Below are 17852 nucleotides of genomic sequence, written 5' to 3'. Positions count from 1 at the left end.
TTAAATACTTATATTTTAAATATTACTAACACTATAATGCATGCCTTGGCTTAGTATAGCTTAACTTAAGGTATTTATACTTTACGATAAGCACTAGGCGTTATACCTGTGGCCTCTTTGAATGCACTAGTAAATTTACTACCATTCTCGTAGCCTACGGCATTAGCAATTTCTAAAATAGATCGATCTGACTCTTGAAGCAAGCGCTTAGCTGCATTAATACGGCATTCCTTTAAATAGTGATGGATTGTCGTACCATATACCCCTTTAAAACAACGCTTTAATGTTGATGTAGGAATATCAAACTGTTCAGACAAGGAATCTATGGTTATACGTTTCATAAACTGTGTAGATATATGTTCATTAACAGCTTTTACAATATCTACTTGTTGTTTACGATAGGAGCTTCTCTTTTCATGATTAGTTGTAGAAATAACAGATAACAGTAAGAAGATTTCAATAACTTTTAATTTAAAATAGTGCCCCTTAATTTGATCAGGCACATTATATAAACTAGAAAAAATCTGACGAACAGATTCAGTCTCTTCCATCATCATACCAAAGTCAGAATGCTCACAGAATCGATTTGCTAATTGAGTCAAATCGATGCGCGCTTCAGTCACAAGTGCATCTAATACGGGTTGAGCCTTTTCAACATCTACGAGTAATACAATCCCTTTAAAAAGCTTTGTAGGGAAGTAGTTCTCATGTTGATAATCAGCATGAATATGCCATCCTATGGACATATCACCGGGCCCCATATATAAATAATCACCAGATGTAAACTTGCACTCAATGCGCCCCTCTTCACAATGATTTATGGCAAACGTCTTTGTATGTGATTTTGCATAAAATTGAATTGTTTCTTGCTTCACATCAAGGAACATCAAATCGATACCGTCAAACACTGTATGTCTCGACATAGAATTTCCTGCATGTGAAACTGCATGATTATGTGGATTCATACGATCACCATATACACAAATACTATAAAAATTACTATATACATAATTATTATAGTATACTTATTGATATCCATTGTCAAATTAAAAATAGTAATAATTCATTTTTTATTTAAAAATATAAATTAATAGCCTCGCAAGTTAAACCAATGCAGTCTAACTTACGAGGCTATATTCAGAATTATCAGCAATAATTCTTTATTTTTTTGTTTTTACAATAAAGGCTAATGCTATTACATGACCAATCCATACAAGACCCATCACGATAAGAGCAACTGGCATGTTTTGACTAAAATAGGCGCCGATAGCCATTATGGTAGTAACAGAAGCGAGAATGGACAACTTTGTCCGCAATGTCAACGCTTTATCGCGTTCATAAGCACCAACAGTCTTTTGATATAAACTAGACTCCAAAAACATTTTATGAAGTCGTTCAGATCCTCGGGCTAAACAAAATAATGCTAGCATATAAAGCGGAACTGTTGGCAACAGTGGTAGTACGATGCCTGCTGTACCAAGGGCAAAACTGATTGCTCCAATGGCCAGAAATACATATCTAACTACAACATTACTATGTTGCACAGTTGTTTTCATTAGTCCTCTTCTACGTAGTTAATTACTTTACCTTTTGTTTTGATAAAGTTAGGAATGATAAGTACTAATGCGGCAATAGCTACGATACCATAAATACCAGCCATACCTACCCATTCATAAGCATTACCTAATACAAGGCCCATTACGGCAAAGTCCGCATCACCAAATGTTGTATTTTGGAAGCCTAGTTGACCAAGAACTGGAAGTGCCATCGCTGGCAAGAATGTAATAGCTAAACCATTAAGGAACGCACCTACTGCGGCACCACGACGACCACCTGTAGCATTACCATAGATACCTGCTGTAGCACCACAGAAGAAGTGTGGTACAAGACCAGGAATAATCAATACACCGCCTACAGCACCAAGGATAAGCATACCGATGATACCGCCGATGAAGGAGCTAATGAAGCCTAATACTACAGCTGTTGGAGCATATGTGAAGAATACAGCACAGTCTACAGCTGGGATGGCATTAGGAATAATTTTTGTAGCAATACCTTGGAAGGCAGGAATCAAATCGCCTAAGATCATACGTACACCAGAGTATACGATTGTTACGCCTACAGCAAAGTTCATAGCGCTCATAACAGCATATAAGTAAGGACTCATATCACCAGATAAAGTAGATACGAATTCAGAGCCTGCTGCAATAGCTGCAATTAAATAGAATACGATCATAGTCAATGCAGTAGATAATGTAGAGTCACGCAAGAAGCCCCATTTTTCCGGGATTTCAATATCTTCTGTGCTATCCTCAGCTTTACCTACATATTGAGCAACCCAAGCAGATAGATAATAACCTAAACTACCAAAGTGACCAATCGCAATTTCATCACCATCAGTAACTTTAGATGTATAGCTTTGACCAATCGCTGGAGAAATTGCAGACCATGCGCCCATCAAGAAACCACCCACAAGGATGAGCTCCATACCAGACAAACCTGCAGTACCGAGTACGGCAGACATGAGACATGCCATAAACAAGCTGTGATGACCTGTTAAGAACACATATTTGAACTTGGTGAAACGAGCAATACATAAGTTCATCAATAAGCCTACTACGAGAATAGACATCGTTTCAACGCCAAGAACCTTTTGTGCAACAGCCACAATAGCTTCATTGTTTGGTACAACGCCAGTAATATGGAAGCCATGTTCAATCATCTTGCCTAGTGGATCAAGATTGCTAACGATAACGCCAGCGCCTGCTGCGAGCATTAAATAGCCAAGAATCGGTTTCAATGTACCTGTCATTACCTTATGAAACGGACGTTTCAAAGCAATTAAGCCTACACATGACATAATACCAATTAAAAGTGCTGGTTGAGACAGCACGTCACGTAAGAACTCTAATACCATTTCCATGGCACTACCTCCTATATATAGTTGTTAAAAATTATTGCGCAGCTTGTTTTAATGCTTCAAGAACATCTTCTGTGATTTTCTTTTTATTAATATAGCTGCGAACAATAGCGATATTTTTACCTTCGAATTGTTCCGCCAACTCTTTTACAGTTACGATAAGATCAGCCTTACGACCTTGTGCCGCATTAAAATCGATAGACTCAACTTGTGCATCAATACTATTTTCAGCACAAATCTCTTCGATTTTCATTTTTAGCATCAAGCTAGAACCAATACCATTACCGCATACAGTTAATACAGAAATCATAATTGCCTCCTTCTATATCTATTATTGATCGTCTAAATGCTCTGCCAAGAATGCTTGTACATCATCTATACTTTCAAACTCAACGGCTGCATCTAAAAATTCTTCATCCTCAAATAAAGTAGCGATATCTGTCAACAATTGAATATGCTCATCCTTATTAGGAGCACATAAGAACAATGCTACAGATACAGGGTCATTATCTGGGCAACCAAAGTTCAATGGTTTTTCCAACGTTACTAAGGCTGTACCTACTCGTTTTGCGCCATGTTCAGGACGAGCATGTGGCATCGCAAGACCTGGGGCCAATACAATATATGGACCCATTTCGCGTACCACCTCAACCATAGCCTCTGTATAAGATGGATCAGTAAAACCAGCATCAACCATGAGTTGGCCACCGTGACGAATTACCTCTTCCCACGTTTCAGCGGGATAGTGAAATGATACATTATCCTCGGATAATAAATCTTGTAACAAGCTAACACCTCCTAAGCTTACATCTATACATATAATTCTATTATAGCTATTCTAAGCAGTTTTTCATATATCAAAATAACAATAAGCTTATTAAAATGAATAAATCTAACATCAAAATAATCATTTTATAAATTTTTAATATCACCCCAATATATGTGCAGCTGCTCATATTATTTCACTAAGCGTACTTAGATTATAATTCAGGAATTTGCTACGTAATATAAGGATTCCTAAAATTATAGCAATATAACATACGAAAAAGGTCCCAATTCAAATGAATTGGGACCTTTTTCGTACTACTTGTATTGCACACAGCATATGATTTAGAGAGTAGAGATGTGTTGTAGTTGAAAGATTTAGGAATAATGGGTTATTGTAAATTAGATTTAAAGTTTATTAAGTTGTATATGCTGTGACAATGCCTAATGAGTTATGTATGCGTTTATATATATATTTATTTATCTATCTATATATATTTATGCGTTTCTAGTACATTGTTGCCTATATCGTTTATCGTTATTTGCCTTAATGGCCATGATCAAGGGTTTTAGTGAAAGAAATTCTTCATCACTGAGTCGAATAGTTCTACCAATACGTTTAATAGGATTACGTGGGCGCCCGGCACCGCGTCTAGTTCCACCCCATGCCATATACTTACCTCACTTTTCACTTAAAAAACTCCTTCTACCGATAGTATAACCTCCATTACATAAGTATGCAATAGTTATTCATTTTAAACAAACCAAAAACAACCTATAAACGAGTAATAAACTGCATTTATTAACAAAACGCATAATTCACAAAACCACATATTTATAAGTTTTTCTTCCTATACAACTTGAATTCCAACATCAACGTTGCCAAATATAGATAAATCGCTTTTATAGAATATAGTATTTAAAACCAGGCAAAATCTAACTCTATTACCTATTTATAAGACACGATCTTATTAATTGAGATACCTCAAAATTTAACGACTCATATAATAAACAGTATATTCTAATTACAACATACTATTAAAAATACTTTTTCAAAGTATAATTTAGGTCCTACAAGAAAAAAAGACTGCTTTCGCAGTCTTTTTATTGTTATATAGTTATGTAGTTATGTAGTTATGTATTAACCAAATAGTAAGTGACCTACTTCGTAAGCGACGGCAGCTACGATACCAGATAATGGAATTGTTACAAACCACGCCAATACCATAGATCTTGCTACGCCCCAGTTAACAGCTTTCAAACGTTTAGAGGAACCAACGCCTAGCAAGGAACCACTTACAACGTGTGTAGTACTTACAGGTAAATGTAAGAATGTAGCTGTAAAAATAGTGATGGCAGAGTTTAAGTCAGCAGCGAAACCATTGATAGTTTCCAATTTGAAAATCTTAGTCCCCATAGTAGAGATGATTTTCCAACCGCCTACTGCTGTACCCATGGCCATAGCCGTAGCACAACAAAGTTTAACCCATAATGGTACATCTAATGTATCGATAAAGCCACCGCTAAGTAATGTTAAGGTAATAATCCCCATCGCCTTTTGCGCATCATTAGAACCATGAGAAAAGGCCATCATGATGGCAGATACAATTTGCATGGATCTAAATCTATCATTCAACACGATTGGAGAAAATCTACCAAAGATAAGCAACAATACTTTCATCACAATATAGCCACCAATCATGGCTACAATTGGAGATAAAATAAGGGATAAGAAAATCTTTATAATCCCTGCCTCATTTAAAGCATCGAACCCTACGGACCAACCTACTGCACCGATGATACCACCGATAAGAGCATGAGATGAGGAACTAGGAATCCCCCAATACCATGTAAGCAAGTTCCATGTTATGGCACCAATAAGAGCTGCTGAGATAATCGCACTATTAATGAGAGACGCAGACATTACGATGTCACCACCGATTGTCTTTGCTACGCCTGTACTAACCATGGCCCCCAAGAAATTGAGTGCCGCAGTCATCATAATCGCCTTTTTAGGTTCAATAGCACGGGTCGAAACAGATGTAGCAATGGCGTTCGCCGTATCGTGGAAGCCATTGATATAGTCGAATGCTAATGCTAGAAATACAACTAGCCATACTAAATATTGAGCATCAAGCATACTTCAATACTACCCGGCGGAATGTACCAACCAAATCTTCGCAACCATCGATTACATCCTCCATGGCACTAAGGATTTCCTTCCATTTGATAATTTCAATAGGATCTGTACACTCAGTAAAGAGTTTAGCCATTTCTTCGTGGTAAATATTATCCGCTTCAGACTCAAGTTTCAATACTTGATGTACACGGCCTTCTACCTTCACATGGTCCTTTTTAAGGCTCCCCATATAACCAATAGATTTATTAATATGCTTAACGCATTTTACAACGATTTCACTCATGCGGATAGCACCATCACTAGGTTTACCTACGTGGTACATAACCATTTTGTCCATAATTTCTTTGATATTATCCAATGTAGTATCCAATTGGTCGATCAAGAGCTGAATATCTTCACGATCCATTGGAGTGATGAATGTTTTACGCAAACGTTCTACAGTTTCGGTTACTAATTCATCGGCAGCTTTTTCCTTTGTATCAATTTCAAGAAAAGCCTCTTCTTTAGAGATTTCGCCTTTAAACACACGTTCCATCATCTCTGCGCTTTCATATGTAAGAGCAGCATGATTTTCTAAAATACTGAAAAATTTTTCTTCTTTTCCTTTTAATTTAAAAGCCATGAAGATCCTCCTGAAACAGTATTGATTGCTTCTATAATAATATCTTAATTATAGCACACTAACTGTAAATCCTAAACAAATTTACCAATCTCTATATTTTAACCTCTATGCGTATATAGCATATGTGTTGTTCAACTATGTGAAAGTTTTATTATCTATAGGTACGCCATAAAATATCATCAGAAAATATTATCATAAAATATATTTACAAAATACGTTTCTAAAATATGTTTCAAAAATATGTTTCAAAAATATGTTTCAAAAATATGTTTCAAAAAAAAGCAGATAGCTGACTAAATCATCAACTATCTGCTTCACATTTTATTAATTCGCTTCCGCTGCTGCTTTAGCCGCTTCTGCTGCCTTTTTCAAATTAGGCACAGATGTTGGACATGTAGCAGGCGTACAAGCACCATTAGGACCTAAGTCTTCTGCACGGCTCACAAATGTAGTATGTAACATGTGATGTGCTTTATGGCTCATAGGTTTGCCATCGAAGAACTCAGCATATAATTTTTGGATATCTGGATTATCACAAGAAGCTTTTACTTTTACTTCCGCATCACGAGTGTACAAGGAGGCAATACGAGCTTCACGAGCTTTGTCTGCCATTGGTAATTTAACGCGTGGTTGACCACCACCACCGATACAGCCACCACGACAAGCCATTACTTCGATGAAGTCATAATGGATATTTTCTGCACGCATGCGTTCGATGAATTTACGCAAGTTGCCTGTACCATGAACAGCCGCCACATGTAATGTTTTGTCCCCAATGACTACGTCTGCTTCACGAGCACCATCCATACCGCGAATCGCTTCGAATGGGATCAATGTTTGAGGTGCATCTTCGCTAGTAGCTAATTTGTAAGCCGCACGCATAGCCGCTTCCATAACGCCACCAGTATTACCGAAGATGATACCACCACCAGATGCTTCACCCATCAATGGATCAAATGCAGAATCTTCAAGATCATCAAAGTTGATTTCTTCTGCACGTAACCATTTTGCAAGTTCACGTGTTGTAATACAGTAATCTGTATCGCGCATTTCTGGTACATCCCAGTATTCGGCAGAGGAATTCATTTCTTCGCGACGAATTTCAAATTTCTTAGCTGTACAAGGTGTTACTGCAACAGCAACGATTTGTTTTGCATCAAGGCCCATTTTTTCAGCAAAATATGTTTTTTGTGTAGGCGCTTGCATTGCAATTGGACTCTTAGCAGTAGACAAGTTTGGCAAGAATTCTGGATAGAATGTTTCAGCAAACTTAACCCAAGCAGGACAGCAAGATGTAAATTGAGGCAATACCGCATCACTATTGATAACACGTTCCAACAACTCAGATGCTTCCTCCATGATAGTCATGTCAGCACCAAAGTTTGTATCAAGAATGTAGTCGCCACCTAACTTACGGAGAGCTGCTACCATTTTACCTTCTACGAATGTACCCGCATCAAGGCCAAACTCTTCACCTAAGCCAACACGTACAGCAGGTGCAGTTTGGAAAACGACGATTTTATTAGGGTCAGCAATAGCTGCTTTTACTTCATCAATTTCGCTACGTTCATTAATGGAATCAAATGGACAAATAGATGCACATTGACCACAATGAATGCAAATAGGATGATCCCCATTAGTTGTTAAATCATAATAATCAAATACGCCCATGTCTACAGCACAAGCTTTACGACATAAAGAGCAATTTTTACATTTAGACAAATCTTGAACTAATGCAATATTTCCGTCTTCAATTGGTACGCGACGGTCTAAAAATTCATACTTACTCATGAGTTTCCTCCTACTTAGGTAACGTTGTTATCGTTAATCGAAGAAATTATACTATAGAATGTGACTTTTATCAATAAAAGTACTTGTAATTCCTTTGCATAGCAGGTATTAGTAAATCGCATGATACGTGGATTTATAGACGTTCTTCCAATTCCATCCACCGTTCGGTGAGCGCATCTATTTGGGATTGAGTCTCTTCTCGCTCAGCCATCAAGGCTTGCATTTTTTCATAATCAGTAGCAACTTGGCTTATCATCACATCTAGGCCCTTAACTAAATGCTCCAGCTTTGTCAACTCATCCATAATACTCGCATACTCTGCCTCTTCTGCTTTATTGAGGCCTTTCTTAGGGGATTCTTTGAAAGTATCTGCTGTATTTATAATTATACCACTATTATCGACAGATGTATTGGAAAATTTAGTTTGATTGTCAACAGAGTTATCAGTATCAGTATCAGTATTGGTATCAGCCTCGTCAGCTTCTACAGTTCTTACAGTTTTGGCACTAGTAGCTGTGCTACCATTTGTCATATAAAACGGACGCTTTCCACCACTACTTTCATCAAGAGCATCCTTATAATCAGAATAGGAACCATGAACAATTTCAATGTGACCTTCACCGGTGAATACAAATAGTTTGTCTACTACGCGGTCAAGGAAATACCGATCATGACATACGGTAACGATGACACCACTAAAGGAATCAAGAAAATCCTCTAATACCTCTAATGTAGGGATATCCAGATCATTTGTCGGTTCATCTAGCAATAACACATTAGGCGCGCTCATCAATAATTTTAAAAGATATAAGCGACGGCGTTCACCACCAGAAAGCTTGCGAATCGGCACACCGTGAAGTTCAGGTGTAAAAAGAAATCGCTCTAGGATTTGCCCAGCGCTCAATGTAGAGCCATCACCGAGCACCATGTAGGAGTGATCTTCACGAATATAATCAAGAACACGCATATCTTCGTCGAACTCTGGCAGTTCTTGTTTGAAGTGAGCAATACGGACTGTCTCACCCTTACCGATAGAACCGCTTGTAGGCTCATAGGTACCATCAAGGATATTCATAAAGGTAGACTTTCCTACACCATTAGGCCCTACAATACCAATACGGTCATGGCGTACCACATGGTAGGTAAAATCCTTAATCATAGGTCGTTCATCAAAGTAAAATTCTAAATGCTCAATATCAAAGATGGTTTTTCCTAAACGCGTCTTTAATGCAATAGGATCCATTTGATCGGGACGACGCGTTTTCTCCATATTCTTTAGTTTTTCATAGCGGTCTAAACGAGCCTTTTGTTTTGTAGTTCGCGCCAAGGCACCGCGGCGAACCCATTCAATTTCTCGTTTTAAAAACTGACGACGCTTCTCTTCCGTAGCAGCCTCACGGGCTTCTCTGTCGGCTTTCAAGGCAATGAACTCTTCATAGTTCCCATCATATTGATACATACGACGATTAGATAGTTCCAAAATGCCATTACATACAGAATCAAGGAAATATCTATCATGGGTACTGATTAAGAGGCCCCCTTGACGGGCACTTAAATAAGATTCAAGCCAGTCTATACTGTCTTCGTCTAAATGGTTTGTCGGTTCGTCTAGTAATAATAAATCGCATGGATATAGCAAAGCTTGACCGAGTGCTAAACGACGCTTTTGACCACCAGATAATAAGGCTACCTTTTGCTCTACATCGGGAAAACCCAATTTAGACAAAATAATACGAGCCTCTTGCTCTACTTGCCAACCATCTCGGTGATCCATTTGTTCTAAGGCATTCATATAGTTACGAGACAATTTAGTATCATCTCCACCAGACTCTTGCATTTGACGGTACTCACGACTAATACGTTCAAAGGCTTTTACCATTTGTAAGCGAGGATGGTCCCCATCTAGAACGGCCTCTAATAAGGTAGATTCCGCATCAAAGTCAGGTGTTTGCGCCAAGTAATGGATACTCGCCTTGCCATTGCGCTCAATAGTCCCCTTATCAGCCTCCATTTGACCTGCCAGTATTTTCAAGAACGTAGATTTCCCTGTACCATTAATGCCCACAAGGCCTAGTCTTTTTTCAGTGGTAAATGTAATATGTACCTCTTTAAACAACAGCCTTGTGCCATATGATTTCTCTATATTTTGTAAACTAATAACATTCATGTTATGCTCCTATTTTGTAATTCTGTTACTTATTATACTACACATTACCATTGACAGTAACATTCACCCTCAGTAGAATAAACGTAACATATATATTCATGAGGAGGTCCACATGGCGACGGATATGCTTTTAGACTTTTATGAAAGTATTAACTTTGAACTTATCGACATCGATGGGTATGACACATTATTTACAGAGCTTTTAGAAGATGGCACCTATGCAACTGTGTCTGACGACGACGGTCATATGCCAGAGGACTTGGAGACACCAATCGTATTCAATGTATACGATGATAACGACTCCTTCCAATGGAGTGTGACATTGGATGATTCCTACCAATTAAAAGATCTCTTAGATAGTGCTGAAAGCACAGATGAGTTCTTAGAAACACTACAAAGAATTAGAGAAGAACATATTGAGCAATACCAATAATACAAAAGCGATGACCTTTGGGTCATCGCTTTTTTTACTATATATCACAGTTTGATTAGCTAATTACTTCTTCAGCTTGTACTAATTCCTCTTGCTTTGTAGCGTCTAAAATCTCAATTAAGCTATTTACAATATTAGCTGCTCCATCTACATGCCATTCACGAGCACGCTCAGACATTTGTTGTAGTCTTGGAGTGTTAATAAGAAGCGCGGTCACAACGTCTTCTAAATTGTGAATATCGCGGGCCCAACGAGCACAGCCGCGTTGCTCTAATAACTCTGCATTGGCCTCTTCTTGCCCTGGAATGGCATTAAAGAATACCATAGGCAAACCAATTGTAACAGCCTCCATACAAGTTAATGCACCAGGCTTTGTAACGAGCAAGGAAGACGATTTCATGAGCTCAGAAATATTTGTAGTATAGCCATATACAGTAGTCTTTGTTTTCATAGAATCACTAAGGGTAACTAAGGATTCATAAAGAGATGTATTTTGACCAGCTACTACAGTAATTTCTCCGATACCATTAACCTCATCTAAATGTTTAAGTGCCGTTTCGAGGGACCCCAAACCAAGGCCTCCACCCATGACGAGTACTTTCACAGGTTCCTCTAAACTATATTCCTCAATAGCATCACGGAAAAAGGAACGGCGCACAGGAATACCAGACACATGAATACGAGTTTCATCAATACCAGCGGATACCATTTCGGTAACCATAGACTCAGTCGCTACATAGTAAGTATCAATTTGCGGATAGAGCCAAAATTGATGACTACTAAAGTCCGTCATAATCGCTACCAATGGCACATCAATATGACCTTGGCGCTTCAAAATTGACGCGGCCCCACAAGGGAATGGATGGGTAAAGACCATCACATCTGGCTTCTCTTGTTGAACGAGCTTGAGCATACGACTTTTAAGGAGATAAGATAATGCAGTTTGCAAAATGGTCCCCCGTCGCTCCCCTTTTGATACGCGATAAATCATATCGTATAGCATTGGGAATACGTCGATCATCTTGATATACGTCCCCTTAATTAAATGCTCTACAGACATGGTTTCTGTATCTAAAAAGTCCACATGAGTAATCGATGCGTGTGGCTCTTTTTCTTTCCAATATTCTTCTATGGCTCTTGCGGCCTGCATATGTCCTGTCCCAATAGAGGCGGACACACTGAGAACCTTCCGTGATGTTTCGTTATTCATAGTGCACCCTTTCTCTGTGCATTATACCATAAATAGACAAAAAAAAGAGACCTCGAAAGGTCTCTTTCATATCCTTTAGGGATTATTTTTTGCGTTTTTTAGCTTTTGTAGCGTTAACTTGTTCTTTCAAACCTTTACCAGCTTTGAATGCAGGGGATTTGGAAGCAGCGATTGTGATAGTTTTACCGTTTTGTGGGTTACGGCCTTCACGAGCAGCGCGTTCACGAACTTCGAAAGTACCGAAGCCGATAACTTGTACTTTACCACCAGCAGCTAATTCTTCAGCAACTGTGTCAAATACAGCTTTTACCGCTTTCTCAGCGTCTTTTTTTGTTAATTCAGTTTTTTGTGCAACACTTGCGATTAATTCTGTTTTGTTCATGACAGAACCTCCTTAAAAATACAATACCTTAGAAGTATGCAAAACCTCTAGGCTACTTTTCCTGCACTTTAGCCTCCTCCCAAAAAGCATCCAGCTCAGCTAATGAAAAGTTTTCCCATGAGCGATCGCTTTGGTTAACACAAGCCTCTACATGTAAAAAACGCTGTCGGAACTTTGTGTTTGTGCGATTTAGTGCATTTTCACCGCTTATTTTATACCATCTGAGTAGATTAATCAAGGAAAAAAGCACATCTCCTGCCTCTTTTTCCATATTTTCTCTATCATTTTGTGCTATAGCCTCCTTAAATTCACCCATTTCTTCGGAAACTTTAGCCCAAACCGGATCGAGCTCATCCCAGTCAAAACCTAGCTTCGCGGCCTTTTCTTGAAGCTTATAAGCGGCCACTAAAGCAGGTAAACCTTTAGACACACCATCTAATACAGATTTTTGAATATTTTTCTTTTCTTTTGCCTTTAATTCATCCCAGGAGTATGATTTTTCATCATTTTCAGGATTAAAAACATGAGGATGACGACGAATCATTTTTTCAGTAACGTCATTTATTACATCTTGTAAGGTGAAATGACCAGCTTCCTCTGCTAGTTGACTATGAAAGACGACTTGTAATAATACATCCCCTAATTCTTCACGAAGATTGGGCATATCTTTATTATCAATGGCATCTACTACTTCATAGGTTTCTTCAATGAAATAGCGTCGTAAGGATTCATGCGTTTGCTTTTGATCCCAAGGGCACCCATTAGGCGCACGTAAGGCTTTTACTACATCCACTAATGGTTGTACAGATACGGGTTCCTTAGTATTGTTCTTCATAGAGCTTTGCTTCCTCCTTATCTCGACGAGCTTGTAAACGCTTGCCAATGATTGGGAAATGATACATATCATCCTTCACAACGGCCTTAGTAAGCCACAAAGATAGTCCATACACAAATACGGCTACTACAATAGCGGCAGCTACAGCACCACCATTACCTAATAACTCTACGGTACTCACATAGATAACTTGCGTTGCGCCTCCCATGGCCATAGCAGATACGGCAATTTTCAGTAATTCAAGTTTATTAAGCACAGAACCTACATATTTCTTTACAAATAGATAGTTTATGAGTGCAGCAATGGCGAAGTTTAAGTTTGTGGCCCATGCAGCACCATTGATACCAAGTTCAACAGTTCCTGTCAGCTCATAATCCAAAAATGTTTTCGCTAATAAACCAACGAAAATCGCTACCATAGGGATTACAGTTCGCCCCAAACCTTGCAGAATACCCGCTGTAATTTGCTGCCATCCTAAGAATACAATACTTAGGCTAATCACGGCGATAACAGGCCCTGCATTAGGCGTTGCATAAATCAGCAGGGAAATAGGCGTCGCTAGTACACAAAGGCCGATACAGGCGGGAATCGTGAACATATTGGCAATCTTAATAGCCGTACTTGCCCGCTGCACAATACGGTTAACATTACCTTGTGCATGTGCTTCAGATACAGCCGGTACTAAACTAGCCGCCAAAGAGGTAGTCAAAATAATAGGTAAACCAATGAGTGACGTGGCCATCCCTGTAAGGTAGCCAAATTGTGTTGTTGCTTCATTGAGATAATACCCAATATCCATTAAACGCTTCGGCACTATGAATGTATCGATGAGAGATACCATGGGTAACATAATGTTTGCCATAGATACGGGTATAGCAAGACTAAATAATCGTTTCACTACAGCGCTGTTACTTTCACAAATAGCGTTTGGATTCTGTTGTGAAAGCATCTGTTCGCGCACGCGTCGTTGCCGATAGTAAAAGAAAATTAATACGAGTAAACCTGCTAATACACCTGGGAAGGTGGCGAAGGTAGCACCCCCTGCCGCTAAATGTAAGCCTCTATCGATGAAGTAGTAAGCTAAGCCCACCATAGAGGATACGCGGAAAATTTGTTCAAAGATTTGGCTCGTCCCTGTAGGTACCATGTATTGGAAGCCTTGGAAATAACCTCTAAAGCAACTTAGAATCGTTACTACAAAGATAGCTGGCGATAACAGCTGAATGGCTATGAGAGCTCGTGGATCTGTAATAATCTGAGTATCTACGAGCCACTGTGCACTGCCATATAAGGCCAAGCTAAATACTAAACCTAAAATAGTGAGTACTCTTAAGGATACAGAAAATACTTGTTGTACGCCTCGCATATCATCATTGGCAAGCTTTTCCGCAATCATAATAGAAATGGCTACGGGAATGCCTGCCGCAGAGATGCTGACGATAATTTGGTAGATTGGATAAGCCATCATATATAGGCCAATGCCTTCACCACCAAGAACACGGGCGATAAGAACTTTACTAAACGCACCGATGACCTTCACGATAATACCAGCTAAGGTTAAAATCATGGCACCCTTTAAAAATCGATTCATAGGCCCTCCTTAGTCGATGACTTGTGGCTCAGTGCCTTCATCACCGCTTCCGTAATGGTCAAAATAGAACCTTTCATGCCATTAAGGCTCACATATAATGTGGCTGGCTTGGTATCTGCAAACTTCATTTTTTTCCATAAATCTTCCCGTACAGCCCCCATATCCCAGTCGGCCATTTTGGAGTCATCATGCCAATGGATCGTAAGCTGTTTATCTCTACGGACGATACTTTTAATACCAAGCAGACGCGCTTGCTCTTTAATTTGAGCAATACGCAATAATCTATCTACCGGATCTGTAGGCGTACCAAAACGATCTATCAGTTCATCTGTCATGTCATCTAGTTGTTCTTTAGATTTAATATGTAACAAACGTTGATATACAGAAATCTTACGAGCACTATCTTTAATGTACTCATCATCGATAAAGGCATCTACTTCTAAATCAATAGCTGGATCAATAGATACCTCGCGCTCTACCTCTTTATTTTGAGCCTTTGCAATCGCTTCTTCAAGCATACTTACGTACATGCCAAAGCCGACAGATGCGATATTGCCATGTTGCTGTGAACCCAATAGATTGCCTGCACCACGAATTTCTAAGTCTCGCATAGCAAGTTTGAAACCAGCACCTAGCTCCGTGAACTCTTCAATAGCTTTTAAGCGCTTTTCTGCAGCTTCTGAAAGCATTTTGTCAGGTCGATACATAAAGTATGCATAGGCCCGTCTGCGAGAGCGCCCTACGCGTCCACGCATTTGATATAGCTGAGATAAACCTAACCGATCCGCATCATAAATGATGATAGTATTGGCGTTCGGAATATCTAGACCGGTTTCGATGATACTGGTGGACAATAATACATCGTAATGACCTTCATAGAAATCGGTCATAATTTCTTCAATTTGACGGCCCGTCATTTGACCGTGAGCAATAGCATAGCGTAAACCTGGCAACGCCGCTTCTAATAATTCACCCATGTGATTAATAGATGCCACGCGGTTATATACGAAGTAAACTTGTCCCCCCCGTGCCAATTCTCGCTTAATCGCATCTGCAACGAGATTCATGTCATATTCCACCACATAGGTCTGAACAGGTAAGCGTTCTTCAGGTGGCGTATTGATAACGGACATTTCACGAACACCTACGAGAGACATATGTAAGGTCCGTGGAATTGGTGTAGCACTCAAAGTAAGCACATCAATATTACTAGCCCACTCTTTCCATTTTTCCTTTTGCGCTACCCCAAAACGTTGCTCCTCGTCTACAACGAGCATGCCTAAGTCTTTAAAGACAACCTTTTTGTTAAGTAGCGAATGGGTACCGATGAGAACATCAATCGAGCCATCCTCTACACCTTTTAAAACGTGTTTCTTCTCAGCTGTACTGCGGAATCGATTAAGTACATCTACCTTTACGCCAAATGGGGCAAAGCGATTCAAGAAGGTTTGGAAATGTTGTTGCGCCAAAACAGTAGTTGGTACGAGCACCGCAACTTGCTTGCCACTCATAACAGCTTTAAAGATAGCTCTCATAGCGACTTCAGTTTTACCAAAACCTACGTCTCCAGCTAGCAATCGATCCATAGGAACAGGTCGTTCCATAGATTCTTTAATTTCTGCCGTAGCCTGTAACTGATCTTCCGTCTCTTCATAAGGGAATGCATCTTCAAACTCTTGCTGCCATGGTTGATCTGGCAAAAATGCAAAGCCTTCTGTAATTTCTCGTTGTGCATAGATCTCAACGAGCTTATCTGCCAAATCATCGATGGATTTTTTTGCCTTTGTAACAACCTTAGCCCAGTCACGGCCACCCATCTTATGAATACGAGGCACATCACCTTCATTACCGATGTATTTTTGTAACTGATCTAAATTGTTTGCAGGTAAGAACAGTTTATCCGTTCCCGCATAAGCGATTTCAATATAGTCACGATGAATGCCTTCCGTTTCTATCGTTTTAAGTCCAATATACTTACCGATACCGTGCATACTATGTACAACATAGTCACCAGGGGTTAAATCCGTAAAATAATTGATTTCTTGGCCCTTTTTAGGCTTGTTGCGAAGCTTGCGCTTTTGTTGTCCATAAATATTGCCTTCTACGACAACTACTAAATGGCTATTTGGCAATTCAAAGCCGTCGGTCAATAAGCCTTGTAATATAACAACCGTATTAGGCTTAGCAATCCATTCTTCACTATGAATAAAGGCGATATTTTCTCCTTCAAGAGCTCGTTCAATGCCTTCTCGTCGTTGTTGGTTATTTAATACCAATACAACTTGATGATTTAGGCGATGCCATTGCTTAATTTCATCTGTTAATAAAGGAATTTGACGCTCAAAGCTCGTCATTGTCTTCCCTTGAATACCAATAGGGTTAAATCCAGTAAGACCAATAGAGCGTTGTTGCATAAATGTAAAAGCCACTTGAGTTGTGGCTTCTACAGTGCGCTGCAATTCACTCCAGTCACAATGATTTTTACGATGTGTAGGATCTTCCTTGAGGAATTTCTTTAACGCTTCTTGAATACGTCCTGGCTCATCGTAAATGAGGAGACCATCCTTTACATACGATAATAAGGTACTATCTGCATCGCTTTTACCAAGGAAGAAAGGCGTCACCGTATAAGAATCAATTTGTTCAATAGACCGTTGATTCTCTACTGAGAAAAACCGCAAGGTATCGATTTCATCACCAAAGAATTCTATACGTATGGGATTATCGCTATTAACAGGATAGATATCTAAAATATCGCCACGCACGGCAAAATGACCACGTTGTTCCACCTGGTCTACTCGCTCATATCCAATTGTGACAAGTTGTTCAAGCGCTGTATCACGTTCAATCGTATCATTTAAAGCAAAATGTAGCGATTGTCCTTTTAAATATTGTGGAGATACAACGTATTGTGTAACCTCCTCTGCATTAGCAATAACCACAGCTGGCTCCTGCCATGCAAGAAGGGCTAATGCTCGCATCTGTGCACCTTGGTC

General features: G+C 39.3%; 16 protein-coding genes. 1 reads left to right on the top strand and 15 read right to left on the bottom strand.

All coding sequences use genetic code 11. The features are described 5' to 3' along the window. Positions 1–74: 74 nt before the first annotated feature. From RYM16_RS00080 to RYM16_RS00035, 10 genes are all read right to left on the bottom strand, one after another. Entirely contained in the window at positions 75–965 is an 891-nt protein-coding gene (locus RYM16_RS00080; RefSeq protein ID WP_314981601.1) for an AraC family transcriptional regulator, read from the bottom strand. 195 nt (positions 966–1160) lie between these two features. After that, positions 1161–1556: a YbaN family protein gene (locus RYM16_RS00075; protein WP_314981599.1), complete on the bottom strand. Its 396-nt coding sequence runs from the start codon at positions 1554–1556 to the stop codon at positions 1161–1163. Then, a complete protein-coding gene (locus RYM16_RS00070; RefSeq protein WP_314981597.1) occupies positions 1556–2923 on the bottom strand; it encodes a PTS ascorbate transporter subunit IIC in 1368 nt (455 codons plus the stop codon). Before RYM16_RS00070 ends, RYM16_RS00075 begins: the two co-directional genes overlap by 1 nt. Positions 2924–2954: 31 nt before the next feature. Beyond that, on the bottom strand, positions 2955–3230 hold the full coding sequence (locus tag RYM16_RS00065) for a PTS sugar transporter subunit IIB (RefSeq protein ID WP_314981596.1): 276 nt from the start codon (positions 3228–3230) through the stop codon (positions 2955–2957). Positions 3231–3251: 21 nt separating this feature from the next. Next, positions 3252–3707 (bottom strand): PTS sugar transporter subunit IIA, encoded by a 456-nt coding sequence (locus tag RYM16_RS00060; RefSeq protein WP_273299078.1) that lies wholly within the window; start codon positions 3705–3707, stop codon positions 3252–3254. 476 nt (positions 3708–4183) lie between these two features. Continuing rightward, positions 4184–4357: a hypothetical protein gene (locus RYM16_RS00055; RefSeq protein ID WP_199176261.1), complete on the bottom strand. Its 174-nt coding sequence runs from the start codon at positions 4355–4357 to the stop codon at positions 4184–4186. A 469-nt stretch (positions 4358–4826) separates the two neighbouring features. Then, positions 4827–5825: an inorganic phosphate transporter gene (locus RYM16_RS00050; protein ID WP_273299082.1), complete on the bottom strand. Its 999-nt coding sequence runs from the start codon at positions 5823–5825 to the stop codon at positions 4827–4829. Beyond that, positions 5818–6447 (bottom strand): DUF47 domain-containing protein, encoded by a 630-nt coding sequence (locus tag RYM16_RS00045; RefSeq protein WP_009351206.1) that lies wholly within the window; start codon positions 6445–6447, stop codon positions 5818–5820. The genes RYM16_RS00050 and RYM16_RS00045 overlap by 8 nt, the downstream gene beginning before the upstream one ends. A 324-nt stretch (positions 6448–6771) precedes the next feature. Further along, positions 6772–8238, bottom strand: a complete 1467-nt coding sequence (locus RYM16_RS00040) for a [FeFe] hydrogenase, group A (RefSeq protein ID WP_314981594.1) — start codon at positions 8236–8238, stop codon at positions 6772–6774. 133 nt (positions 8239–8371) lie between these two features. Further along, the gene (locus RYM16_RS00035; protein WP_314981592.1) at positions 8372–10405 is read right to left on the bottom strand and encodes an ABC-F family ATP-binding cassette domain-containing protein; all 2034 of its coding nucleotides are present in this window, start codon (positions 10403–10405) and stop codon (positions 8372–8374) included. A 112-nt stretch (positions 10406–10517) separates the two neighbouring features. On the opposite strand from RYM16_RS00035, the gene RYM16_RS00030 reads away from it, so the two are divergent. Further along, positions 10518–10838, top strand: a complete 321-nt coding sequence (locus RYM16_RS00030) for a hypothetical protein (RefSeq protein ID WP_054748625.1) — start codon at positions 10518–10520, stop codon at positions 10836–10838. Positions 10839–10893: 55 nt separating this feature from the next. Here RYM16_RS00030 and RYM16_RS00025 read toward each other — a convergent pair whose 3' ends face one another. From RYM16_RS00025 to mfd, 5 genes are all read right to left on the bottom strand, one after another. Further along, positions 10894–12048: a glycosyltransferase gene (locus RYM16_RS00025; protein WP_314981590.1), complete on the bottom strand. Its 1155-nt coding sequence runs from the start codon at positions 12046–12048 to the stop codon at positions 10894–10896. An 82-nt stretch (positions 12049–12130) separates the two neighbouring features. Further along, positions 12131–12430: an HU family DNA-binding protein gene (locus RYM16_RS00020; protein ID WP_009351071.1), complete on the bottom strand. Its 300-nt coding sequence runs from the start codon at positions 12428–12430 to the stop codon at positions 12131–12133. A gap of 52 nt (positions 12431–12482) precedes the next feature. Then, positions 12483–13265, bottom strand: coding sequence for a nucleoside triphosphate pyrophosphohydrolase (mazG, locus tag RYM16_RS00015; protein ID WP_314359566.1), 783 nt, complete (start codon positions 13263–13265; stop codon positions 12483–12485). Continuing rightward, the gene (locus RYM16_RS00010) at positions 13249–14856 is read right to left on the bottom strand and encodes a polysaccharide biosynthesis protein (protein WP_314981588.1); all 1608 of its coding nucleotides are present in this window, start codon (positions 14854–14856) and stop codon (positions 13249–13251) included. Before RYM16_RS00010 ends, mazG begins: the two co-directional genes overlap by 17 nt. Continuing rightward, positions 14853–17852, bottom strand: a 3000-nt coding sequence (mfd, locus tag RYM16_RS00005) for a transcription-repair coupling factor (RefSeq protein ID WP_314981585.1), incomplete at its 5' end; no start/stop codon positions are given. The genes RYM16_RS00010 and mfd, both read right to left, overlap by 4 nt.

This window comes from uncultured Veillonella sp. (assembly GCF_963524655.1).
Lineage (GTDB): Bacteria > Bacillota > Negativicutes > Veillonellales > Veillonellaceae > Veillonella.
This window is presented reverse-complemented; position numbering and strand designations above follow the sequence as displayed.

What these genes read in the sequence shown, in the direction of transcription:
- RYM16_RS00080 (WP_314981601.1), bottom strand. Translation starts at nt 965, where the DNA reads ATGAATCCACATAATCATGCAGTTTCACATGCAGGAAATTCTATGTCG.
- RYM16_RS00075 (WP_314981599.1), bottom strand. Translation starts at nt 1,556, where the DNA reads ATGAAAACAACTGTGCAACATAGTAATGTTGTAGTTAGATATGTATTT.
- RYM16_RS00070 (WP_314981597.1), bottom strand. Translation starts at nt 2,923, where the DNA reads ATGGAAATGGTATTAGAGTTCTTACGTGACGTGCTGTCTCAACCAGCA.
- RYM16_RS00065 (WP_314981596.1), bottom strand. Translation starts at nt 3,230, where the DNA reads ATGATTTCTGTATTAACTGTATGCGGTAATGGTATTGGTTCTAGCTTG.
- RYM16_RS00055 (WP_199176261.1), bottom strand. Translation starts at nt 4,357, where the DNA reads ATGGCATGGGGTGGAACTAGACGCGGTGCCGGGCGCCCACGTAATCCT.
- RYM16_RS00050 (WP_273299082.1), bottom strand. Translation starts at nt 5,825, where the DNA reads ATGCTTGATGCTCAATATTTAGTATGGCTAGTTGTATTTCTAGCATTA.
- RYM16_RS00045 (WP_009351206.1), bottom strand. Translation starts at nt 6,447, where the DNA reads ATGGCTTTTAAATTAAAAGGAAAAGAAGAAAAATTTTTCAGTATTTTA.
- RYM16_RS00040 (WP_314981594.1), bottom strand. Translation starts at nt 8,238, where the DNA reads ATGAGTAAGTATGAATTTTTAGACCGTCGCGTACCAATTGAAGACGGA.
- RYM16_RS00035 (WP_314981592.1), bottom strand. Translation starts at nt 10,405, where the DNA reads ATGAATGTTATTAGTTTACAAAATATAGAGAAATCATATGGCACAAGG.
- RYM16_RS00030 (WP_054748625.1), top strand. Translation starts at nt 10,518, where the DNA reads ATGGCGACGGATATGCTTTTAGACTTTTATGAAAGTATTAACTTTGAA.
- RYM16_RS00025 (WP_314981590.1), bottom strand. Translation starts at nt 12,048, where the DNA reads ATGAATAACGAAACATCACGGAAGGTTCTCAGTGTGTCCGCCTCTATT.
- RYM16_RS00020 (WP_009351071.1), bottom strand. Translation starts at nt 12,430, where the DNA reads ATGAACAAAACAGAATTAATCGCAAGTGTTGCACAAAAAACTGAATTA.
- mazG (WP_314359566.1), bottom strand. Translation starts at nt 13,265, where the DNA reads ATGAAGAACAATACTAAGGAACCCGTATCTGTACAACCATTAGTGGAT.
- RYM16_RS00010 (WP_314981588.1), bottom strand. Translation starts at nt 14,856, where the DNA reads ATGAATCGATTTTTAAAGGGTGCCATGATTTTAACCTTAGCTGGTATT.